Source organism: Roseovarius mucosus (assembly GCF_002080415.1).
Taxonomy (GTDB): domain Bacteria; phylum Pseudomonadota; class Alphaproteobacteria; order Rhodobacterales; family Rhodobacteraceae; genus Roseovarius; species Roseovarius mucosus_A.
Window position 1 is genome coordinate 2,207,322 of sequence record NZ_CP020474.1, and the last position, 16,227, is coordinate 2,223,548.

The window sequence follows — 16,227 nt, forward strand, 5'->3', positions numbered from 1 at the left end:
AGCGCTGACGCTTACCATGCCCCGCACAACAAGAGGTGTCCATGAATTCGCCCATCTTGCAGTTACTGGTACTCGCCGGTATCGCCATTTTTCTGATTTTGCGGCTCAAGAGTGTTTTGGGCACCCGTGACGGATTCGAGGGTCCGACGCGCAGCGCGCCCGCGCCCGAGACCCGCCGCCGCAGAGAGTTCGAGGTGATCGAGGGCGGTCCAGATCATGACATCGTTGATCATGTGCCCGAAGATTCTGATGCCGCAGCGGCCTTGGCTGAAATGAAGCGCATTGAGCCAGATTTCAGTGTCACGACCTTTTTGCAAGGGGCGCGTGGTGCTTATGAGATGATCCTGATGGCGTTTGAGCGCGGCAAGCTGGATGAGGTAACGCCGTTTCTGGATCGCGATGTCTACGAGACCTTTGCGCAGGTGGTCGATGCCCGCGAACAGCAGGGTCTGACGATTGAGGCCGAATTCATAGGTGTGCGCGAATTGACACTGGCGGATGCCCGCTTTGATGCCGACACGCGGCGCGCGGAAATCTCTGTGCGGTACGTGGGCGAATTGATTTCTGTTGTGCGCGATAGCGCGGGCGAGATCGTCGAAGGGGTGCCGGGCCAGTCGAAGCGTCAAAAAGACGTCTGGACCTATGAGCGTGTCATGGGTGCGGATGATCCCAACTGGCGGCTTGTCGCAACGGGCGAATGATCCGGGGGCTGTGGCGATTGGGGCTGAGCTTGTGGCTGGTGTGTGTTGCACCAGCCAAGGCGCAGGACGTGACCCACGAGATCCTGAGCTTTGACGATCTGGATGGATGGGCCGAGGATGATCATGCCGCGGCCCTTTCTGTTTTCCTCAACACCTGCCCAGATATGAAAGACCTCGATTGGCGGTCGCTCTGTGCCTTGGCGCAGCAACGCCCCGACGCACGAGGATTTTTCGAGCTGTTCTTTCGCCCCGTGATGATGTCTGAGGGCAAGCCCGCGCTTTTTACCGGCTATTTCGAACCGGAATTGCATGGCGCGACGCGCCCCGATGGGCGCTATCGCTATCCGGTTTACCGCGAGCCGCCCGAGGCACGGCTTTCTAACCCTTGGCTTACCCGGCGCGAGATTGAGACAACGGATGTCATGCGCGGTCGCGGGCTTGAGATTGCGTGGGTCGATGATCCGGTCGAGTTGTTTTTTCTGCAAATCCAAGGCTCTGGGCGGATCAGGCTTGAGAATGGGCAGGTGATCCGCGTGGGCTATGCCGGGGCCAACGGCCATCCTTATCGCTCGATCGGGGTCGAACTGGTGCAGCGCGGCATTTATTCGGTGCATCAGGTCTCTGCCGAGGTGATCAAGAACTGGGTGCGGCGCAATCCCGAGGCCGGGCGCGAACTGCTCTTTCATAACCCGTCTTATGTGTTCTTTCGCCGGTTGGATAATGTGCCCGCAGAGCGGGGACCGCTCGGCGCAATGAATCGCTCGGTCACGACCCTGCGCACGGTGGCGGTTGACCCGGCCTTTGTGCCCTTGGGGGCGCCGGTCTGGGTGGAAAAGGATGGCGATGGCCCGATCCGCCGCCTGATGATGGCCCAGGATACCGGGTCGGCGATCAAGGGCGCGCAGCGCGCCGATATTTTCTTTGGCACTGGCGATGCGGCGGGGCAGGCGGCGGGACGGTTGCGCGATCCGGGGCGAATGGTTGTGCTTATGCCCATTCAGCGCGCCTATGCCATGCTGCCGGAGCAGGAACCGTGAGTCGCAGGCGCATCAAGCCTGAGGAGTTGGAGCTTTGGCAACAGGTCGCCCGGACCGCGCAGCGCCTTCGGCCTGAGACGCCCGGCCGCGTTTCGCCCTTGCCGCCCGAGCCGATGATCCGCAATCCGCGCAGCGCGCCGCCTACGCCGCGATTGGAGGATTTTCAGATCGGCCAGAGGGCTCTGGGTACGCCCCCGGCGCATGATCTTCTGCCCGGTCTTTCGGAGCGTGTGGCCACTGTGCCGGTGCAGATGGATAAAAAAGCGTTTCAGCGGATGAAGCGCGGCAAGCTTTTGCCCGAGGCCAAGATCGACTTGCATGGCATGACGATGGATCGCGCGCATCCGGCGCTGACCGGATTCATCCTGCGGTCGCATGCGGCGGGGCTGCGGCTGGTTCTGGTGGTCACGGGCAAGGGCAAGGATCGCGATACCGGCGGGCCGATCCCGGTGCGGCACGGGGTCTTGCGGCACAATGTGCCACAATGGCTGCGGATGCCGCCGCTGGCACCGCTGGTGTTGCAGATCACCGAGGCGCATCTGAAACACGGCGGTGGCGGGGCCTATTACGTCTATTTGCGGCGGCAGAAATAAGAAGGGCGGCCCATTGGGCCGCCCCTTGTTGTGTTACTGTCCCACGATCATCTCGGATTGTTTGACGATCACCTCGGCCTGTTTGATCGATGCGATATCGACAAGGCGGCCTTTGTAGGTGGTCGCGCCCTCGCCGCGCGCCTTGGCCTCTTCCATTGCCTTCAGGATCTCGCGGGCCTCTTGCACGGCGGCCTCAGAAGGCGTGAAAATCTCATTGGCGAGCGCGATCTGTTTGGGGTGAATCGCCCATTTGCCAACCATACCAAGCGTGGCCGAGCGCCGCGCCTGCGCGCGAAATCCCTCATCATCCGAGAAATCGCCAAACGGGCCATCGACTGGCAAGAGGCCGTGGGTGCGACAGGCGGCCACGATAGCGGTCTGTGCCCAATGCCACGGGTCAGACCAATAGCGCTGGCCCTCGCGCAGCATATAGTAATCCTCTTGCGTGCCGCCGATGCCGGTGGTTTGCATCCCCATGGAGGCCGCGAAATCCGCAGCCCCAAGGCTCATCGCCTCAAGCCGGGGCGAGGCGGCGGCGATTTCCTCGACATGGGCGATGCCAGCAGCAGATTCGATGATGACCTCGAAAGCGATCCGCTTTTTCCGGCCTTTGGCGGCCTCAATCGCGGTAACAAGCGCGTCCACCGCATAGATATCCCCGCCGCAACCCACCTTGGGAATCATGATCTGATCCAGTCGGTCGCCCGCCTGTTCAAGCAAATCCACCACATCGCGATACCAGAACGGGGAATCGAGGCTGTTGATCCGCACCGACAGGGTTTTCTTGCCCCAATCAACCGAATTGATCGCCTCAATCGTGTTCTTGCGGGCGATATCCTTGTCAGTCGGGGCAACCGAATCCTCAAGGTCGATATTCACCACATCCGCCGCCGAGGCCGCCATTTTTTCGAACAGTTTGGTATTGGAACCGGGGCCAAACAATTGGCAGCGGTTGGGGCGGGCAGGGGCGGGCGGTTGCAGGCGAAAGCTCATGGGCGGGTGGCTCCGTTACATAAGTAAATTGCGGGATTGTCGCGGCTGTGGTTATGAAATTGCGCAAGGCTCTGCAAGGCGCTTTTCCCGGCGCAGGGATTGGGCGGTTCGTGGGCGGAGGAAAGAAAATTCGATGATTTCACTTATTTGTCGAAGAAACATGTGATACTTGAGAAATTTACATAAAATCAAACAGAAAATCGCAAGTAAATCGTTGGAAACTGCCGCCAAGCTATAGCGAAAGGATGCGCCATGATCGAGACCCCCTATCTGTTGTTCTTGGGCGACGCGCCCGACATGCTGGCAGCCAAGGTTGCTATTGGCATTCGTGACTGGCGGCCCGAGAATGCGCTGGGTCAATTGCGCCTGCCCGGCTGCGGGGCCGATCTGGGCCTGCCCGACATGACATTGGCCGAGGCCAAGGCGGCGGGCGTCAAGACTGTGGTGATTGGCGTGGCCAACCGGGGCGGTGTCATCAGCCAAGACTGGAAAAAGGTGTTGGTGGCGGCGCTTGAAGAAGGGTTTGATCTGGCGGCAGGCCTCCACAACCTCTTGCGCGACGAGGCGGATCTGCGCGCGGTGGCCGAGGCGACGGGGCGCACCCTGCATGATGTGCGGGTGCCGTCGGTCAAATACCCCATCGCAGATGGCAAGAAACGGACCGGCAAGCGCTGTTTGGCGGTGGGCACGGATTGCTCGGTGGGCAAGATGTATACCGCCATGGCGATGGAGCGCGAGATGATCGCCGCTGGGATGAAGGCCACGTTCCGGGCGACCGGACAAACGGGGATTCTCATCACCGGCGATGGCGTGCCGCTGGATGCAGTCATCGCGGATTTCATGGCCGGATCGGTGGAATGGCTGACACCTGACAATGACCCGGATCATTGGGACTTGATCGAAGGGCAAGGCAGCCTGTTCCACGTCTCTTTTTCCGGGGTCACGATGGCGCTTATTCATGGCGGTCAGCCTGATGCGCTGATCCTCTGCCACGAGCCGACGCGCACGCATATGCGTGGTCTGCCCGATTACACGCCGCCAACACTCGAGGCGCTGCGCGACATGGTTCTGCCCATCGCGCGGATTGCCAATCCGGCCTGTCAGATCGTGGGCGTTTCGGTGAATACGCAGCATATGACCGAGGAGAGCGCGCGCGCCTATCTGGCGCGTGTCGAGGCCGAAATGGGCCTGCCTGCAACCGATCCTTACCGATTTGGAGCAGCGCCGCTGGTGGCTGCCTTGGCGGCGGTTTGAGTATTTTTGAAACGATGAAAGGGGGCGCGTGTGCAGATTGATGTAACGCGGGATGTGTTCCGGTTGGCGCAGGTGTTCACCATCAGCCGGGGATCGCGGACCGAAGCCAAGGTGCTGACCGTGCGTGTGACCGATGGGGGCGTGACCGGCTGGGGCGAATGTGTGCCCTATGCCCGTTATGACGAGACATTGGAGAGTGTGACTGCCCAGATCGAGGGTCTGTCGGGTGATTTAACGCGCGCCGCGCTTTATGATCTGTTGCCTGCCGGGGCGGCGCGGAATGCGCTGGATTGCGCGCTCTGGGATCTGGAGGCCAAGCGCGCGGGACGCCGCGTTTGGGAACTGGCGGGTTTGCCTGCGCCGGTGCCGGAAATCACGGCCTATACGCTCTCGCTTGATACGCCCGAGGCGATGCAGGCGCAGGCCGCGAAACATGCGCATCGGCCCTTGCTCAAGATCAAGCTGGGCACGCCAGACGACATGCCAAGGTTAGAAGCGGTGCGCCGTGGCGCGCCACAGGCCAAGATCATCGTCGATGCCAATGAAGGCTGGAGCGCGGCGGTCTATGCCGATTTGGCCCCGCATCTGGTGCGATTGGGCGTCGCGCTGGTGGAACAACCGCTGCCCGCCGGAGACGATGAGGCGCTGATCGGCATGGCGCGTCCGGTGCCGGTCTGTGCCGATGAAAGCTGCCATGACCGCGCCAGCCTGCCCAAGCTCAAGGGCAAATATGACGTGGTCAATATCAAGCTGGATAAGACCGGCGGTCTGACCGAGGCGCTGGCCCTGCGCGAAGCGGCACGCGCCCAAGGGTATGGAATCATGGTGGGTTGTATGATCGGAAGCTCGCTTGCGATGGCGCCTGCGGTGCTTGTCGCCCAAGGCGCGATGGTGACAGACCTTGACGGCCCGCTGCTTCTGGCCGAAGACCGCGAGGATGCTTTGATTTTCGATGCTGCAGGCGTGCATCCGCCGCGGCCAGAGTTATGGGGATAAGACCATGCGCACTGTCTATGTAAACGGCGAGTATCTGCCGGAAACCGAAGCCACCGTTTCGATTTTCGACCGGGGGTTTCTGATGGCCGATGGCGTTTACGAGGTGACAAGCGTGCTGGGCGGCAAGCTGATTGATTTCGGCGGGCATCTGGCGCGGCTGGAACGGTCCTTGAATGAACTCGATATGAAAAAGCCAGCAGCCTTTGATGATCTGTTGGACATTCACCGCGAATTGGTGCGGGCGAATGACATTACCGATGGTCTGGTCTATCTGCAGGTGACGCGCGGCAGCGATGGCGACCGCGATTTCGTGTTCCCGAATGCCGAAACGACCGAGCCGACGCTGGTCCTCTTTACCCAGTCCAAGCCGGGTCTGGCGCAAAACCCTGTTGCCCTAAAAGGCATCAAGGTGATCAGCATTGAGGATATTCGCTGGGGTCGGCGGGATATCAAAACGGTGCAGCTTCTCTATCCTTCCATGGGTAAGATGATGGCCAAAAAGGCCGGATGCGACGACGCCTGGATGGTTGAGGATGGTTATGTGACCGAAGGCACCAGCAACAACGCCTATATCGTCAAGGGCAACCGGATCATCACGCGGCAGTTGTCCAATGACATCCTGCATGGGATCACCCGCGCCGCTGTCCTGCGCTTTGCCCGCGAGGCGCAGATGGAGGTTGAGGAACGCGCCTTTACGATTGACGAGGCCAAAGCAGCCGATGAGGCGTTTGTGACTTCGGCCAGTGCCTTTGTCATGCCGGTGGTCGAGATTGACGGCGTGGCCTTGGGCGATGGCACACCGGGGCGGGTGGCTGCGCGGCTGCGCGAAATCTATCTGGAAGAGAGCCTGAAAGCCGCAGTCTGAGACACGCATTCGCGCACAGAAGCTGGGCAGAATCGGGGAATTGAGCACGGGGGCGGTTGCGGCCATTCTAGGGGAAACCTGAGATTGGAGCCGCAAATGACCCCTGTTCACCCTGAGGCCCGCATCGGCCATGTACACCTGAAAGTGGCCGATCTGGACCGCGCCATCGCATTTTATTCCGGTGTTCTCGGCTTTGAACTGCAACAGAAATTCGGCACCCGCGCGGCGTTTCTGTCGGCGGGGGGCTATCATCATCACCTTGGCCTGAACACATGGGAGAGCCTTGGCGGCACGCCTGCGCCCAAGGGGCACACGGGCCTCTATCACACCGCGTTTCTCTATCCGGACCGGGCGCAATTGGCAGATGCCCTGCGGCGGGTGATCCGGGCCGGGATCACGATCGAAGGCGCGGCAGATCACGGGGTGAGCGAGGCGATTTATGTCAGTGACCCGGATGGCAACGGGGTGGAACTATACCGCGACCGCCCCGAATCCGAATGGCCGCGCGATGCGGCGGGCAATCTGGCGATGGTGAATGATCCCATTGATTTGACAGAGCTTTTGTCACACGCCCCGGCAGAGGGCTAGACGCGGCGCAAAGCAAGGCCTAGGCTCTGCCTGACCGCAAGGGAGGGCAGAGCAGATGGCGACGGGCACGAATATTCGCACCTATTTCAACGGGGCCTGGCACGAGGGCGATCCGGCAGTGATCCGGGCGGCGGATCACGGGGCATGGCTTGGAACGACGGTGTTTGATGGCGCGCGCTATGTCGATGGAATTGCCCCCGATCTTGATCGGCATTGCGCCCGCGTCAATGCCTCGGCCCGTGCTCTGATGATCACGCCAACGGTCGAGGCGGCAGACATGGTCGAGATGGTGTGGGAGGGATTGCGCGCCTATCCCAAGGAGGCGGCGGTTTATATCCGGCCGATGTATTGGGCCCTAGAGGGGGGCGATCTGGGGATTGTGCCCAAAGAGGGTGCCACGGGCTTTGCCATCAGTCTTGAGGAAATCCCGATGCCGCCGCAGGGGTTCAGCACAACACTTGGGCGCACGCGGTTCCGGCGTCCGGTGCTCGAGGACGCGGTGGTCAATGCCAAGGCGGGCTGTCTCTATCCCAACAACGCACGGATGCTGAAAGAGGCGCGCGGGCGTGGTTTTGGCAATGCGCTGGTGGCGGATGCGCTGGGCAATGTGGCCGAAACCGCAACCGCAAATGTGTTTGCCGTCAAGGATGGTGCGGTTTTCACCCCCATTCCCAACGGCACGTTTCTGGCCGGGATCACCCGCGCGCGCCATATCGAGAATATGCGCCGCGAGGGGATCGAGGTGCATGAAACGGTGATGAGTTTCGACGATTTTCACGCGGCGGATGAGGTATTCCTATCCGGCAACCTGATGAAGGTGACGCCTGTTTCAGCCTTTGAAGACACACAGTATACCCTTGGGCCGGTCACCGAAAAGGTACGCCAGATGTATTGGGATTGGGCGCATTCCGCGAATTGAGAGTTGGGGGGCAGTGCCCCCCAACCCGGTTCAGAAATCCAGATTTGCGACGTTGAGCGCGTTATCTTGGATGAACTCGCGACGCGGTTCGACGACGTCGCCCATCAGCTTGGTAAAGAGATCGTCGGCCTCGGCCACATCGTCGATCTTGACCTGAAGAAGCGTGCGCGCCTCGGGATCAAGCGTGGTTTCCCAAAGCTGATTGGGGTTCATTTCGCCCAAGCCTTTGTAGCGTTGCAGGCTCAGGCCCTTTTCGCCCTCTTTCAGGATCGCATCCAAGAGGTCGAGAGGGCCATATATGGCCTGCGCCCGGTCCTTGCGGATGAGCGTGGCGCGCTCGCGGTAGATATCGCGCAGCGGCGCAGTCAATTGTGCCAGCTTGCGCGCCTCGCCGCCGCGCAGAACGGGGCCGTCGAGCGTGCGCATTTCCTCGACTCCGCGGACGGTGCGCGACAGGCGCAGGCCCTTGTCCTGGGTCGGGCGCCCCTGCCAGCCGCGTTCGTATTCGTTGGAAATCATGTCGAGCCGGGCCGCCACGGTATCCGCCACGCCTTGCAGGTCACTGTCCACGCGACCGGGCAAGAACGCCTCGGCAATCGCGGCCTGTTCAAGGATGTGGCGGGGATAGTGGGTTGGGAAGGCCTCTAGGATACGGCGCGCCTGCCGCGCTTCTTCGACCACGCGCACGAGGTCGGGGCCGGCGATCTCCTCGCCCGAGCCAAGGCGCAGGGCGGCATCGGTGGTGCCTTGGGCAATCAGATAATCCTCCAGCCCGCCCTGATCCTTGAGATACACTTCGGACTTGCCGCGCATCACCTTGTAGAGCGGCGGTTGCGCGATATAGAGGTATCCGCCTTCGATCAGCTCCGGCATCTGCCGGTAAAAGAAGGTAAGCAGCAAGGTGCGGATATGCGCGCCGTCCACATCGGCATCGGTCATGATGACGATCTTGTGGTAGCGCAGTTTCTTGATGTCGAATTCGTCCCGGCCAATGCCGGTGCCCAAAGCCATCACCAGATTGCCGATTTCCTGACTGCCCAGCATCCGGTCAAAGCGGGCACGCTCGACATTGAGGATCTTGCCGCGCAGGGGCAAAACCGCCTGCGTGCCTCGATCACGCCCAGTCTGAGCCGAGCCACCGGCGCTGTCACCCTCGACGAGGAAAAGCTCGGTCTTGGAAGGGTCCTTGGACGAGCAATCCTTGAGTTTCCCCGCAAGGAAATTGACATCCATCGGATTCTTGCGCCGCGTCAGTTCGCGCGCCTTGCGCGCAGCCTCGCGGGCATGGGCCGCCTCGATGATCTTGCCCACGATGACGCGGGCCACCTGTGGGTTTTCCTCGAACCATTCGGCAAGTTTTTCGCCCACCAACCCCTCGACCGCCGGTCGCACCTCGGAGCTGACAAGTTTATCCTTGGTCTGGGATGAGAATTTCGGATCAGGCACCTTGACCGAGAGAACACAGGTCAGACCCTCGCGGGCGTCATCGCCGGTAAAGGTGACTTTTTCCTTTTTGGCGATGCCGCTGGTCTGGGCATAGGTGTTGATGGTGCGGGTCAGCGCACCACGAAAGCCCGCCAAATGGGTGCCGCCATCGCGCTGCGGGATGTTGTTGGTAAAGGGCAGAACCGTTTCGTGATAGCTGTCATTCCACCACATCGCCACTTCGATGCCGATATCGTCCCGCTCGCCGGTGATAAAGATCGGGTCTGGCATAGCGGGGGATTTGTGACGGTCGAGGTATTTGACAAATTCCTTGACGCCGCCTTCATAGAACAACTCCGAGCGGAGCGGCTCTGTCGGGCGCTCATCCGTCAGGATGATCCGCACCCCGGAATTGAGAAAGGCCAGTTCACGCAGACGCTTTTCCAGTGTCTCAAAGATGTATTCGAGATTAGAGAAGGTTTCTGTTGAGGCGAGAAAGCGTACCTCGGTGCCCTTGCGCCCGTTGGCATCGCCCACCACACGCAGGGATTCAACGGTAAAGCCCCCCTCGAACCGGGCATAGTGTTCCTTGCCGTTGCGCCAGATGCGCAATTCCAGCCACTCAGACAGGGCATTCACAACCGACACGCCCACGCCGTGCAGACCACCCGACACCTTGTAGGAATTGCTGTCGAATTTGCCGCCTGCGTGCAGTTGGGTCATGATGACCTCTGCCGCAGATACGCCCTCGCCTTCGTGAATATCTACCGGAATGCCACGCCCATTGTCGCTGACCGAAACCGAAGAGTCGGCATGGATCGTGACGTTGACGGCATCGGCATGACCGGCCAAGGCCTCGTCAATGCCGTTGTCCACGACCTCATAAACCATATGGTGCAGACCAGAGCCATCATCGGTATCCCCGATATACATCCCCGGACGCTTGCGGACTGCCTCTAACCCCTTGAGAACCTTGATGGAATCAGCACCATATTCTTCGGGTGCGGCGGCGGGTTCGGACATGCGGTTTTTCCTTCGGAAGTTTTGCCATTTTATACGAAGTCTGGGGGGGAATGTCACGCCATTCCCCCATATTTTGCGCCACCTCTGGTGCGCTCCTCTTTCCTTCAGCGGCGTTTCGCGCGAACAAGGCACATGCCGATTCTCGCCTTTCTCCGTGACAATGCGCCCTGGCTCACCGCCGGGGTCTTGCTGACCTTCCTGAGCAGTTTCGGGCAGACCTATTTCATCTCGATTTTTGCCGGTGAAATCCGCGAGAGTTTTGGCCTCAGCCATGGGCAATGGGGTGGCATCTATATGCTGGGCACCACGGCATCGGCGCTGGTGATGGTTTGGGCCGGGGGGCTGACGGATCTTTTTCGTGTGCGCAGGCTAGCGCCGCTGGTTCTGCTTCTCATGGTCGGGGCCTGTCTCTTTATGGCGGCCAATCCGGTCTGGTGGCTGTTGCCGCTGGTGATCTTTGCGCTGCGCTTTACCGGACAGGGCATGCTGAGCCATCTGGCCGTGGTCGCCATGGCGCGCTGGTTCGTGGCCGCGCGCGGCAAGGCGCTCTCTGTCGCGACCTTGGGCTTTGCGCTGGGCGAGGCGTTTTTGCCGCTTATCTTCGTGTCACTCTTGGCGATTTATGACTGGCGCGTGCTTTGGGTTGGCGCGGCGCTGGTTGCGACATTGGGCATCCCGCTCTTGCTGGCGCTCTTGGCCAAGGAACGCACCCCGCAAAGCTGGGCTGAAAGCAGCCAGTCGCTGGGTATGGATGCGCGCCACTGGACCCGCCGCCAGACGCTGCGGCACTCTCTTTTTTGGTTCATGGTGCCGGCGCTCTTGGGCCCTTCCGCCTTCAACACCGCGTTCTTTTTCCATCAGGTGCATATCGCTGAGGTCAAAGGCCTAAGCCATGTGGCACTGGTGGCGATGTTCCCGGCCTATACGGCGGTGGGCATTGGCGCGATGATCCTGTCGGGCTGGGCGTTGGACCGATTGGGCACAGCACGGCTTTTGCCCTTCATGCAACTGCCGATGGTCGCGGCGTTCCTGCTCTTTGCCGTCTCGGGGGGGCCGGGCCTCTTGCTGTTGGGGTTCGTGTGTCTGGCGCTGACCACGGGGGCCAATAGCACCTTGCCCAATGCCTTTTGGGCGGAATTCTATGGCACCGCCCATCTGGGAAGCATCAAGGCCATGGCCGCCGCCGTCATGGTTCTGGGATCGGCCATTGGGCCGGGGGTGACTGGGCTAGGGATTGATCTTGGCCTTGGGATCGAGACGCAATTCGTGCTCATCGCGGGTTATTTCGTCTTTGCCAGCGGGATGATGACCATCGGGATCTTGCGCGCACGCGGGGCGCTGACGGTCTAACAGGCTTGCAGACCCTATTCCGCCGCCACCGTGATCACCGGCTCCATCTGGTTGAACATCTCTTGCGACAGGTGGCATTTCACCTGATGCCCCGGCACCAGTTCACGCACCGGCGGCACCTCGCGTTCGCACAGGCCCCCCGGCACCTCTGATTTCCATCGGCACCGCGTCTGGAACGGGCAGCCGGGCGGCGGGTTCATGGCCGAAGGCACATCACCCTCAAGCACGATATGTTTCTTGGTGATCCGCGTATCGGCAATCGGCACGGCCGAAAGCAACGCCTCGGTATAGGGGTGATAGGGGGGGGCGAACACCTGATCGGTGGTGCCCAGTTCCACGACATGCCCAAGATACATCACCATCACCCGATCACTCAGATAACGCACGATGCTAAGGTCGTGGCTGATGAAGAGAAGGGTCGTCTTTTGCTTGCGCTGAATCTCCATCAAGAGATCCGTCACCGCCGCCTGCACGCTCACATCCAGCGCCGACACCGGTTCATCCGCCACCACGATGCGCGCACCGCCGGCAAAGGCGCGGGCGATGCCCACGCGCTGTTTCTGCCCGCCCGACAGTTGACGCGGCATACGTTCGGCAAATTCCCTCGGCAGTTTCACCAGATCAAGCAGGCGCAGCATCTCGTCGCGGCGCGCCTGATCCGTGTCGCCGATGCCAAACACCTCAAGCGCGCGGATGATCTGGCGGCCCACCGTCATCGACGGGTTGAGCGTATCGAACGGGTTTTGAAACACCATCTGCACATCGGCCACGGTTTGCGTATCGCGCTTCTCAATCGGGATCTGCTCGATATTGCGGTTATCCAGCAGGATTTGCCCCTCGGTCGCGGTCTCTAGCCCCATCAAGACCTTGGCGAATGTGGATTTGCCACAGCCCGACTCGCCCACAATCGCCAGCGTCTCGCTCTCGCGGGCCTCGAAACTCAGAGTTTCATTGGCCTTGACCACCTTTTTGCCGCTGCTCCCACCAAACAGCGCATTGGCTGCCACCTCGTAATATTTCTTGAGGTTCTCCATCTTGAGCACGACCTTGCCCGGCGCGGTCGCCTCATGTTGCGCCATGGCCTCGATCGGGGCGTTCCAATCAATGTCGGCAAACCGCAGACAGCGGGTGAAATGCCGGTCATCGCCCCTGATCCCCGCCATGGGAATATCGCCGCCATCGCACAGGCCCGCCTGAAAATAATCGCAGCGCGGTCCGAAATTGCAGCCCTCTGGGCGTTCATGCGGCAGGGGGAAATTGCCCGGAATAGCCTTGAGTGGTCGCGTGTTCTTGTCCGCGCCGGGCAGGGGGATCGACCGGAATAGCGCCTGCGTATAGGGATGCTGCATTTTGTCGAACACATCCTTGATGCTGCCGGTTTCAACCGCCTCGCCGGAATACATCACGCAAATCCGGTCGCAGGTTTCCAGCACCAGACCAAGGTTGTGACTGATGAAGAGCATCGAGGTGCCGTATTTCTTGCCCAGATCCTTGACCAGCTCCACCACTGCCGCCTCGACCGTCACATCAAGCGCGGTCGTCGGCTCATCGAGGATCAAGAGCGACGGTTTTGACATCAGCGCCATGGCAATGACGATGCGCTGTTGCTGTCCGCCGCTCAGCTGATGGGGATAGCTGCGCATGATGCGTTCGGGATCGGGCAGCTTTACATCGCGCACCACCTCCAGCGCCCGCACCCAAGCCTCGGATTCGGAAATGCCCTCGTGGATCATGGGCACTTCGATCAGTTGCTTGCCGATCCGCATCGCCGGGTTCAGGCTCGCCATCGGTTCCTGATAGATCATCGCGATTTCATTGCCGCGAATATCGCGCAATTCGGCGGCGCTCATCTTGGCCAGATCGCGGCCTTTGAACCGCACCGATCCGCCCACGATGCGGCCATTCACGCCCAGATCCTGCATCACGCCCAGCGCCACGGTGGATTTGCCGCAGCCGGATTCGCCCACCAGCCCCACCGCCTCGCCGGGCTGCACCGTCACGGAAAAATCCATCACCGCCGGAATTTCGCGCAACCGGGTGAAAAAGGAAATCGACAGGTTCTCGATCTCGAGGATCGGCCCGTCATAGTCCAGCTTGGCCATGTCCGTCTCCCTTGTCACCGGGGCGCTGCCGCGCTCTTTCAGCGTTCTTCAAATACTCATCTTCAATCACGCAGGCTTTCTTCGCGCAGACCATCCGCCAAGAGGTTTAGGCCGAGCACCAAAGACAAGAGGGCAAAGGCCGGCGGAAGTGCGGGATGCAGATACATCGTCAGCAATTTACGCCCGTCATTGATGGTGCTGCCCCAATCCGGGCTCTCGGGGCTGAGCCCCAGACCAAAGAACCCGAGCGTGCCCAAAAGGATCGTCGTATAGCCAATCCTCAGGCAGAAATCGACCAAGAGCGGCCCGCGCGCATTGGGCAGGATTTCCCACAGCATGATGTACCAAGGTCGCTCGCCCCGTGTCTGCGCAGCCGCCACGTAATCGCGGGTTTTGATATCCATGGTCAGGCCGCGCACGATCCGGAAAACCGTGGGTGAATTGACGAACACAACCGCCACGAACACCACCAAGAGGTTGGGCGGAAAGCTGACCAGCCCCAGCGGATCGGCATCCCAGGCAATCCCGGAATAGAGCCAGAGGCCAATCACCAACGTGACCCCCACATAGACGTTCCGCCGCGACGGTTGCGTGTGATAGCGCGAATTCCACAACAGCAGCAGAAATATGATCGGAAAAAGAAACAGCACCGCCGCCATATAGACGGGTATGCCCGTCTGCACGATTTCGGGCGTGACCAGCAGGTAAAACAACAGGATCACCGGAAAGGCGAGGATCAGGTTGGCCATGAACGACAAAAGCGTGTCCAGCCGCCCACCATAATAGCCCGCAGGCAGGCCCAGCGTGATGCCCACCATGAAGGAGAACATGCTCGCAAAGGGCGCGATCTTGATGACCTCCCACGCGCCCGCGATCATTCGGCTAAAGACATCCCGGCCCAGATTATCCCCGCCCAAAAGGTAATAGGGATAGGCCCCCGGATCGGGCGTGCCCATCATCTGGGTAAAGGGCGTGCCCGGCCCTTTGTTCTTCATTGTGGCGGATTGCGACAGCACGTCATGCGTCAGGATCATGTCGAACGCACCGCCAAAGATGCCGGTGAACACCCAGAACATCACCATGGCAAAGCCGACCATCCCGATGGGGCTGTCAAACAGCTTGCCATAGAGACCCAGACGCCGCTTGAAGGTGATCGACAGCGCAAAGGTCACAATCAGCGCGATCCAGACCGGCAGGAACAGCCCCAGCATCCGCAGGGCAATCTCGCTCCAGCTTAATGGTTCCATGGTCCCGATACCCCCTAGCGCACGCTGATGCGCGGATTGAGAAAGACATAGCCGATGTCTGAAATCAGCTGCGTCACCAGCACCACCACCACAGAGATCACTGAAACCCCCAGCAGCAATTCGATGTCATTGTTGCCCGCCGCCTGCACCAGCGTCCAGCCAAAGCCCTTGTAGTTGAACAGGGTTTCAACAATCACGACCCCATTCAAAAGCCATGGGAATTGCAGCATGATCACCGTAAAGGGCGCGATAAGCGCGTTGCGCAGCGCGTGTTTCATCACGACATTCGGGAAACTCACGCCTTTGAGGCGCGCGGTGCGGATATATTGCGCGGTCATCACCTCGGCCATAGAGGCCCGCGTCATCCGCGCGATATAGCCCATACCATAGAGCGCGATGGTCAGAACCGGCAAAAAGAAATTCTCGAACGTCGGGTTATCCATCGCCGCCGTCGCCGTGCCCTTGAACCATTTGAGGCCCACGGCAGTGCTGGCAAACACCGCGATGAAAAGCACGCCCGACACATATTCCGGTGTGGCCGTGGTGGTGATGGCAAAAGTCGACAGCGTGCGGTCGGTGCGCGACTCCTCACGCATCCCCGCCAAGATGCCAAGGATCAGGGCCGAGGGCACCATCAACACCATCACCCAGAACATCAGCCTGCCTGTCAGCGCCAGCTTGTCGCCAAGGATCTTGCCCACATCCTCGCGGAACACGGTGGAATAGCCCCAGTCGCCTTGCAGGATGCCGCAGAACCGTGGCGCATCCTCAGGGGCGGTGCCCGGTTCGATGCACTGCCCGCGCGTCACCCCGTCGCGATCAAGGATCACGAAGCCCGGCACCACGCCCAGCCATTGCCCATACTTCACCGCCATCGGCTGCAAATAGCCATTGCGGCCCAGATAACTGGCCACTTCCTCATCGCTCATGCGAAAGTCGCCTTGGGTCTTGGCCAGCTTTTCGAGGTTGGGATAAAGATTGGTCAGGAAAAAGACGATAAATGTCAGACAGAGCGCCGTCAGGATCATGACCCCAACACGGCGCAGGATGAACATGGCCATAATCGCCCCCTGTTGGCGTTTTCAATGACGCTAGTCGACGGGGGGCAGGCGGTCCAGCATCATTTGCGACGTG

14 protein-coding genes are annotated in these 16,227 nt (G+C 60.5%); 9 read left to right on the top strand and 5 right to left on the bottom strand.

From position 1 onward, the window contains the following. Positions 1–41: 41 nt before the first annotated feature. The 3 genes from ROSMUCSMR3_RS10610 to ROSMUCSMR3_RS10620 are packed head-to-tail and all read left to right on the top strand — an operon-like array spanning position 42 to position 2,331. Positions 42–701 (top strand): Tim44/TimA family putative adaptor protein, encoded by a 660-nt coding sequence (locus ROSMUCSMR3_RS10610; protein ID WP_081507294.1) that lies wholly within the window; start codon positions 42–44, stop codon positions 699–701. Next, the gene (locus tag ROSMUCSMR3_RS10615) at positions 698–1,738 is read left to right on the top strand and encodes a murein transglycosylase A (protein WP_081507295.1); all 1,041 of its coding nucleotides are present in this window, start codon (positions 698–700) and stop codon (positions 1,736–1,738) included. Before ROSMUCSMR3_RS10610 ends, ROSMUCSMR3_RS10615 begins: the two co-directional genes overlap by 4 nt. Beyond that, positions 1,735–2,331, top strand: coding sequence for a Smr/MutS family protein (locus tag ROSMUCSMR3_RS10620; protein ID WP_008282667.1), 597 nt, complete (start codon positions 1,735–1,737; stop codon positions 2,329–2,331). The genes ROSMUCSMR3_RS10615 and ROSMUCSMR3_RS10620 overlap by 4 nt, the downstream gene beginning before the upstream one ends. Positions 2,332–2,364: 33 nt before the next feature. Here ROSMUCSMR3_RS10620 and ROSMUCSMR3_RS10625 read toward each other — a convergent pair whose 3' ends face one another. Continuing rightward, the gene (locus ROSMUCSMR3_RS10625) at positions 2,365–3,324 is read right to left on the bottom strand and encodes an L-malyl-CoA/beta-methylmalyl-CoA lyase (RefSeq protein WP_008282666.1); all 960 of its coding nucleotides are present in this window, start codon (positions 3,322–3,324) and stop codon (positions 2,365–2,367) included. Positions 3,325–3,576: 252 nt separating this feature from the next. Between ROSMUCSMR3_RS10625 and dgcN the strand changes: the two genes are divergently transcribed. The 5 genes from dgcN (at position 3,577) to ROSMUCSMR3_RS10650 (ending at position 7,946) form a co-directional block, all read left to right on the top strand. After that, complete coding sequence (gene dgcN / locus ROSMUCSMR3_RS10630) at positions 3,577–4,578, top strand: N-acetyltransferase DgcN (protein ID WP_008282665.1); 1,002 nt, start codon at positions 3,577–3,579, stop codon at positions 4,576–4,578. A gap of 30 nt (positions 4,579–4,608) precedes the next feature. Continuing rightward, positions 4,609–5,574 carry an N-acetyl-D-Glu racemase DgcA gene (dgcA, locus tag ROSMUCSMR3_RS10635; RefSeq protein WP_081507296.1) on the top strand — a complete coding sequence of 322 codons (966 nt, stop codon included), beginning with the start codon at positions 4,609–4,611 and terminating at the stop codon, positions 5,572–5,574. Between the two features lie 4 nt (positions 5,575–5,578). Beyond that, entirely contained in the window at positions 5,579–6,439 is an 861-nt protein-coding gene (locus tag ROSMUCSMR3_RS10640) for a D-amino-acid transaminase (protein ID WP_081508604.1), read from the top strand. Positions 6,440–6,535: 96 nt separating this feature from the next. Further along, positions 6,536–7,027, top strand: a complete 492-nt coding sequence (locus ROSMUCSMR3_RS10645) for a VOC family protein (RefSeq protein WP_081507297.1) — start codon at positions 6,536–6,538, stop codon at positions 7,025–7,027. A gap of 55 nt (positions 7,028–7,082) precedes the next feature. Continuing rightward, entirely contained in the window at positions 7,083–7,946 is an 864-nt protein-coding gene (locus ROSMUCSMR3_RS10650; RefSeq protein ID WP_081507298.1) for a branched-chain amino acid aminotransferase, read from the top strand. Positions 7,947–7,976: 30 nt separating this feature from the next. On the opposite strand, the gene gyrB is transcribed toward ROSMUCSMR3_RS10650, so the two are convergent. Beyond that, positions 7,977–10,394, bottom strand: a complete 2,418-nt coding sequence (gene gyrB / locus ROSMUCSMR3_RS10655) for a DNA topoisomerase (ATP-hydrolyzing) subunit B (RefSeq protein ID WP_008282660.1) — start codon at positions 10,392–10,394, stop codon at positions 7,977–7,979. Between the two features lie 132 nt (positions 10,395–10,526). Between gyrB and ROSMUCSMR3_RS10660 the strand changes: the two genes are divergently transcribed. Next, positions 10,527–11,744: an MFS transporter gene (locus ROSMUCSMR3_RS10660; RefSeq protein WP_081507299.1), complete on the top strand. Its 1,218-nt coding sequence runs from the start codon at positions 10,527–10,529 to the stop codon at positions 11,742–11,744. 14 nt (positions 11,745–11,758) lie between these two features. Here ROSMUCSMR3_RS10660 and ROSMUCSMR3_RS10665 read toward each other — a convergent pair whose 3' ends face one another. From ROSMUCSMR3_RS10665 to ROSMUCSMR3_RS10675, 3 genes are all read right to left on the bottom strand, one after another. Next, positions 11,759–13,846: an ABC transporter ATP-binding protein gene (locus tag ROSMUCSMR3_RS10665; RefSeq protein ID WP_081507300.1), complete on the bottom strand. Its 2,088-nt coding sequence runs from the start codon at positions 13,844–13,846 to the stop codon at positions 11,759–11,761. 62 nt (positions 13,847–13,908) lie between these two features. Beyond that, complete coding sequence (locus ROSMUCSMR3_RS10670; protein WP_008282657.1) at positions 13,909–15,093, bottom strand: ABC transporter permease; 1,185 nt, start codon at positions 15,091–15,093, stop codon at positions 13,909–13,911. Between the two features lie 14 nt (positions 15,094–15,107). Beyond that, entirely contained in the window at positions 15,108–16,154 is a 1,047-nt protein-coding gene (locus tag ROSMUCSMR3_RS10675) for an ABC transporter permease (RefSeq protein WP_081507301.1), read from the bottom strand. Positions 16,155–16,227: the final 73 nt, after the last annotated feature.

Coding starts and splice junctions, on each gene's coding strand:
- ROSMUCSMR3_RS10610 (WP_081507294.1), top strand. CDS start 42: ATGAATTCGCCCATCTTGCAGTTACTGGTACTCGCCGGTATCGCCATT.
- ROSMUCSMR3_RS10615 (WP_081507295.1), top strand. CDS start 698: ATGATCCGGGGGCTGTGGCGATTGGGGCTGAGCTTGTGGCTGGTGTGT.
- ROSMUCSMR3_RS10625 (WP_008282666.1), bottom strand. CDS start 3,324: ATGAGCTTTCGCCTGCAACCGCCCGCCCCTGCCCGCCCCAACCGCTGC.
- dgcN (WP_008282665.1), top strand. CDS start 3,577: ATGATCGAGACCCCCTATCTGTTGTTCTTGGGCGACGCGCCCGACATG.
- ROSMUCSMR3_RS10640 (WP_081508604.1), top strand. CDS start 5,579: ATGCGCACTGTCTATGTAAACGGCGAGTATCTGCCGGAAACCGAAGCC.
- ROSMUCSMR3_RS10645 (WP_081507297.1), top strand. CDS start 6,536: ATGACCCCTGTTCACCCTGAGGCCCGCATCGGCCATGTACACCTGAAA.
- ROSMUCSMR3_RS10650 (WP_081507298.1), top strand. CDS start 7,083: ATGGCGACGGGCACGAATATTCGCACCTATTTCAACGGGGCCTGGCAC.
- gyrB (WP_008282660.1), bottom strand. CDS start 10,394: ATGTCCGAACCCGCCGCCGCACCCGAAGAATATGGTGCTGATTCCATC.
- ROSMUCSMR3_RS10660 (WP_081507299.1), top strand. CDS start 10,527: ATGCCGATTCTCGCCTTTCTCCGTGACAATGCGCCCTGGCTCACCGCC.
- ROSMUCSMR3_RS10665 (WP_081507300.1), bottom strand. CDS start 13,846: ATGGCCAAGCTGGACTATGACGGGCCGATCCTCGAGATCGAGAACCTG.
- ROSMUCSMR3_RS10670 (WP_008282657.1), bottom strand. CDS start 15,093: ATGGAACCATTAAGCTGGAGCGAGATTGCCCTGCGGATGCTGGGGCTG.
- ROSMUCSMR3_RS10675 (WP_081507301.1), bottom strand. CDS start 16,154: ATGGCCATGTTCATCCTGCGCCGTGTTGGGGTCATGATCCTGACGGCG.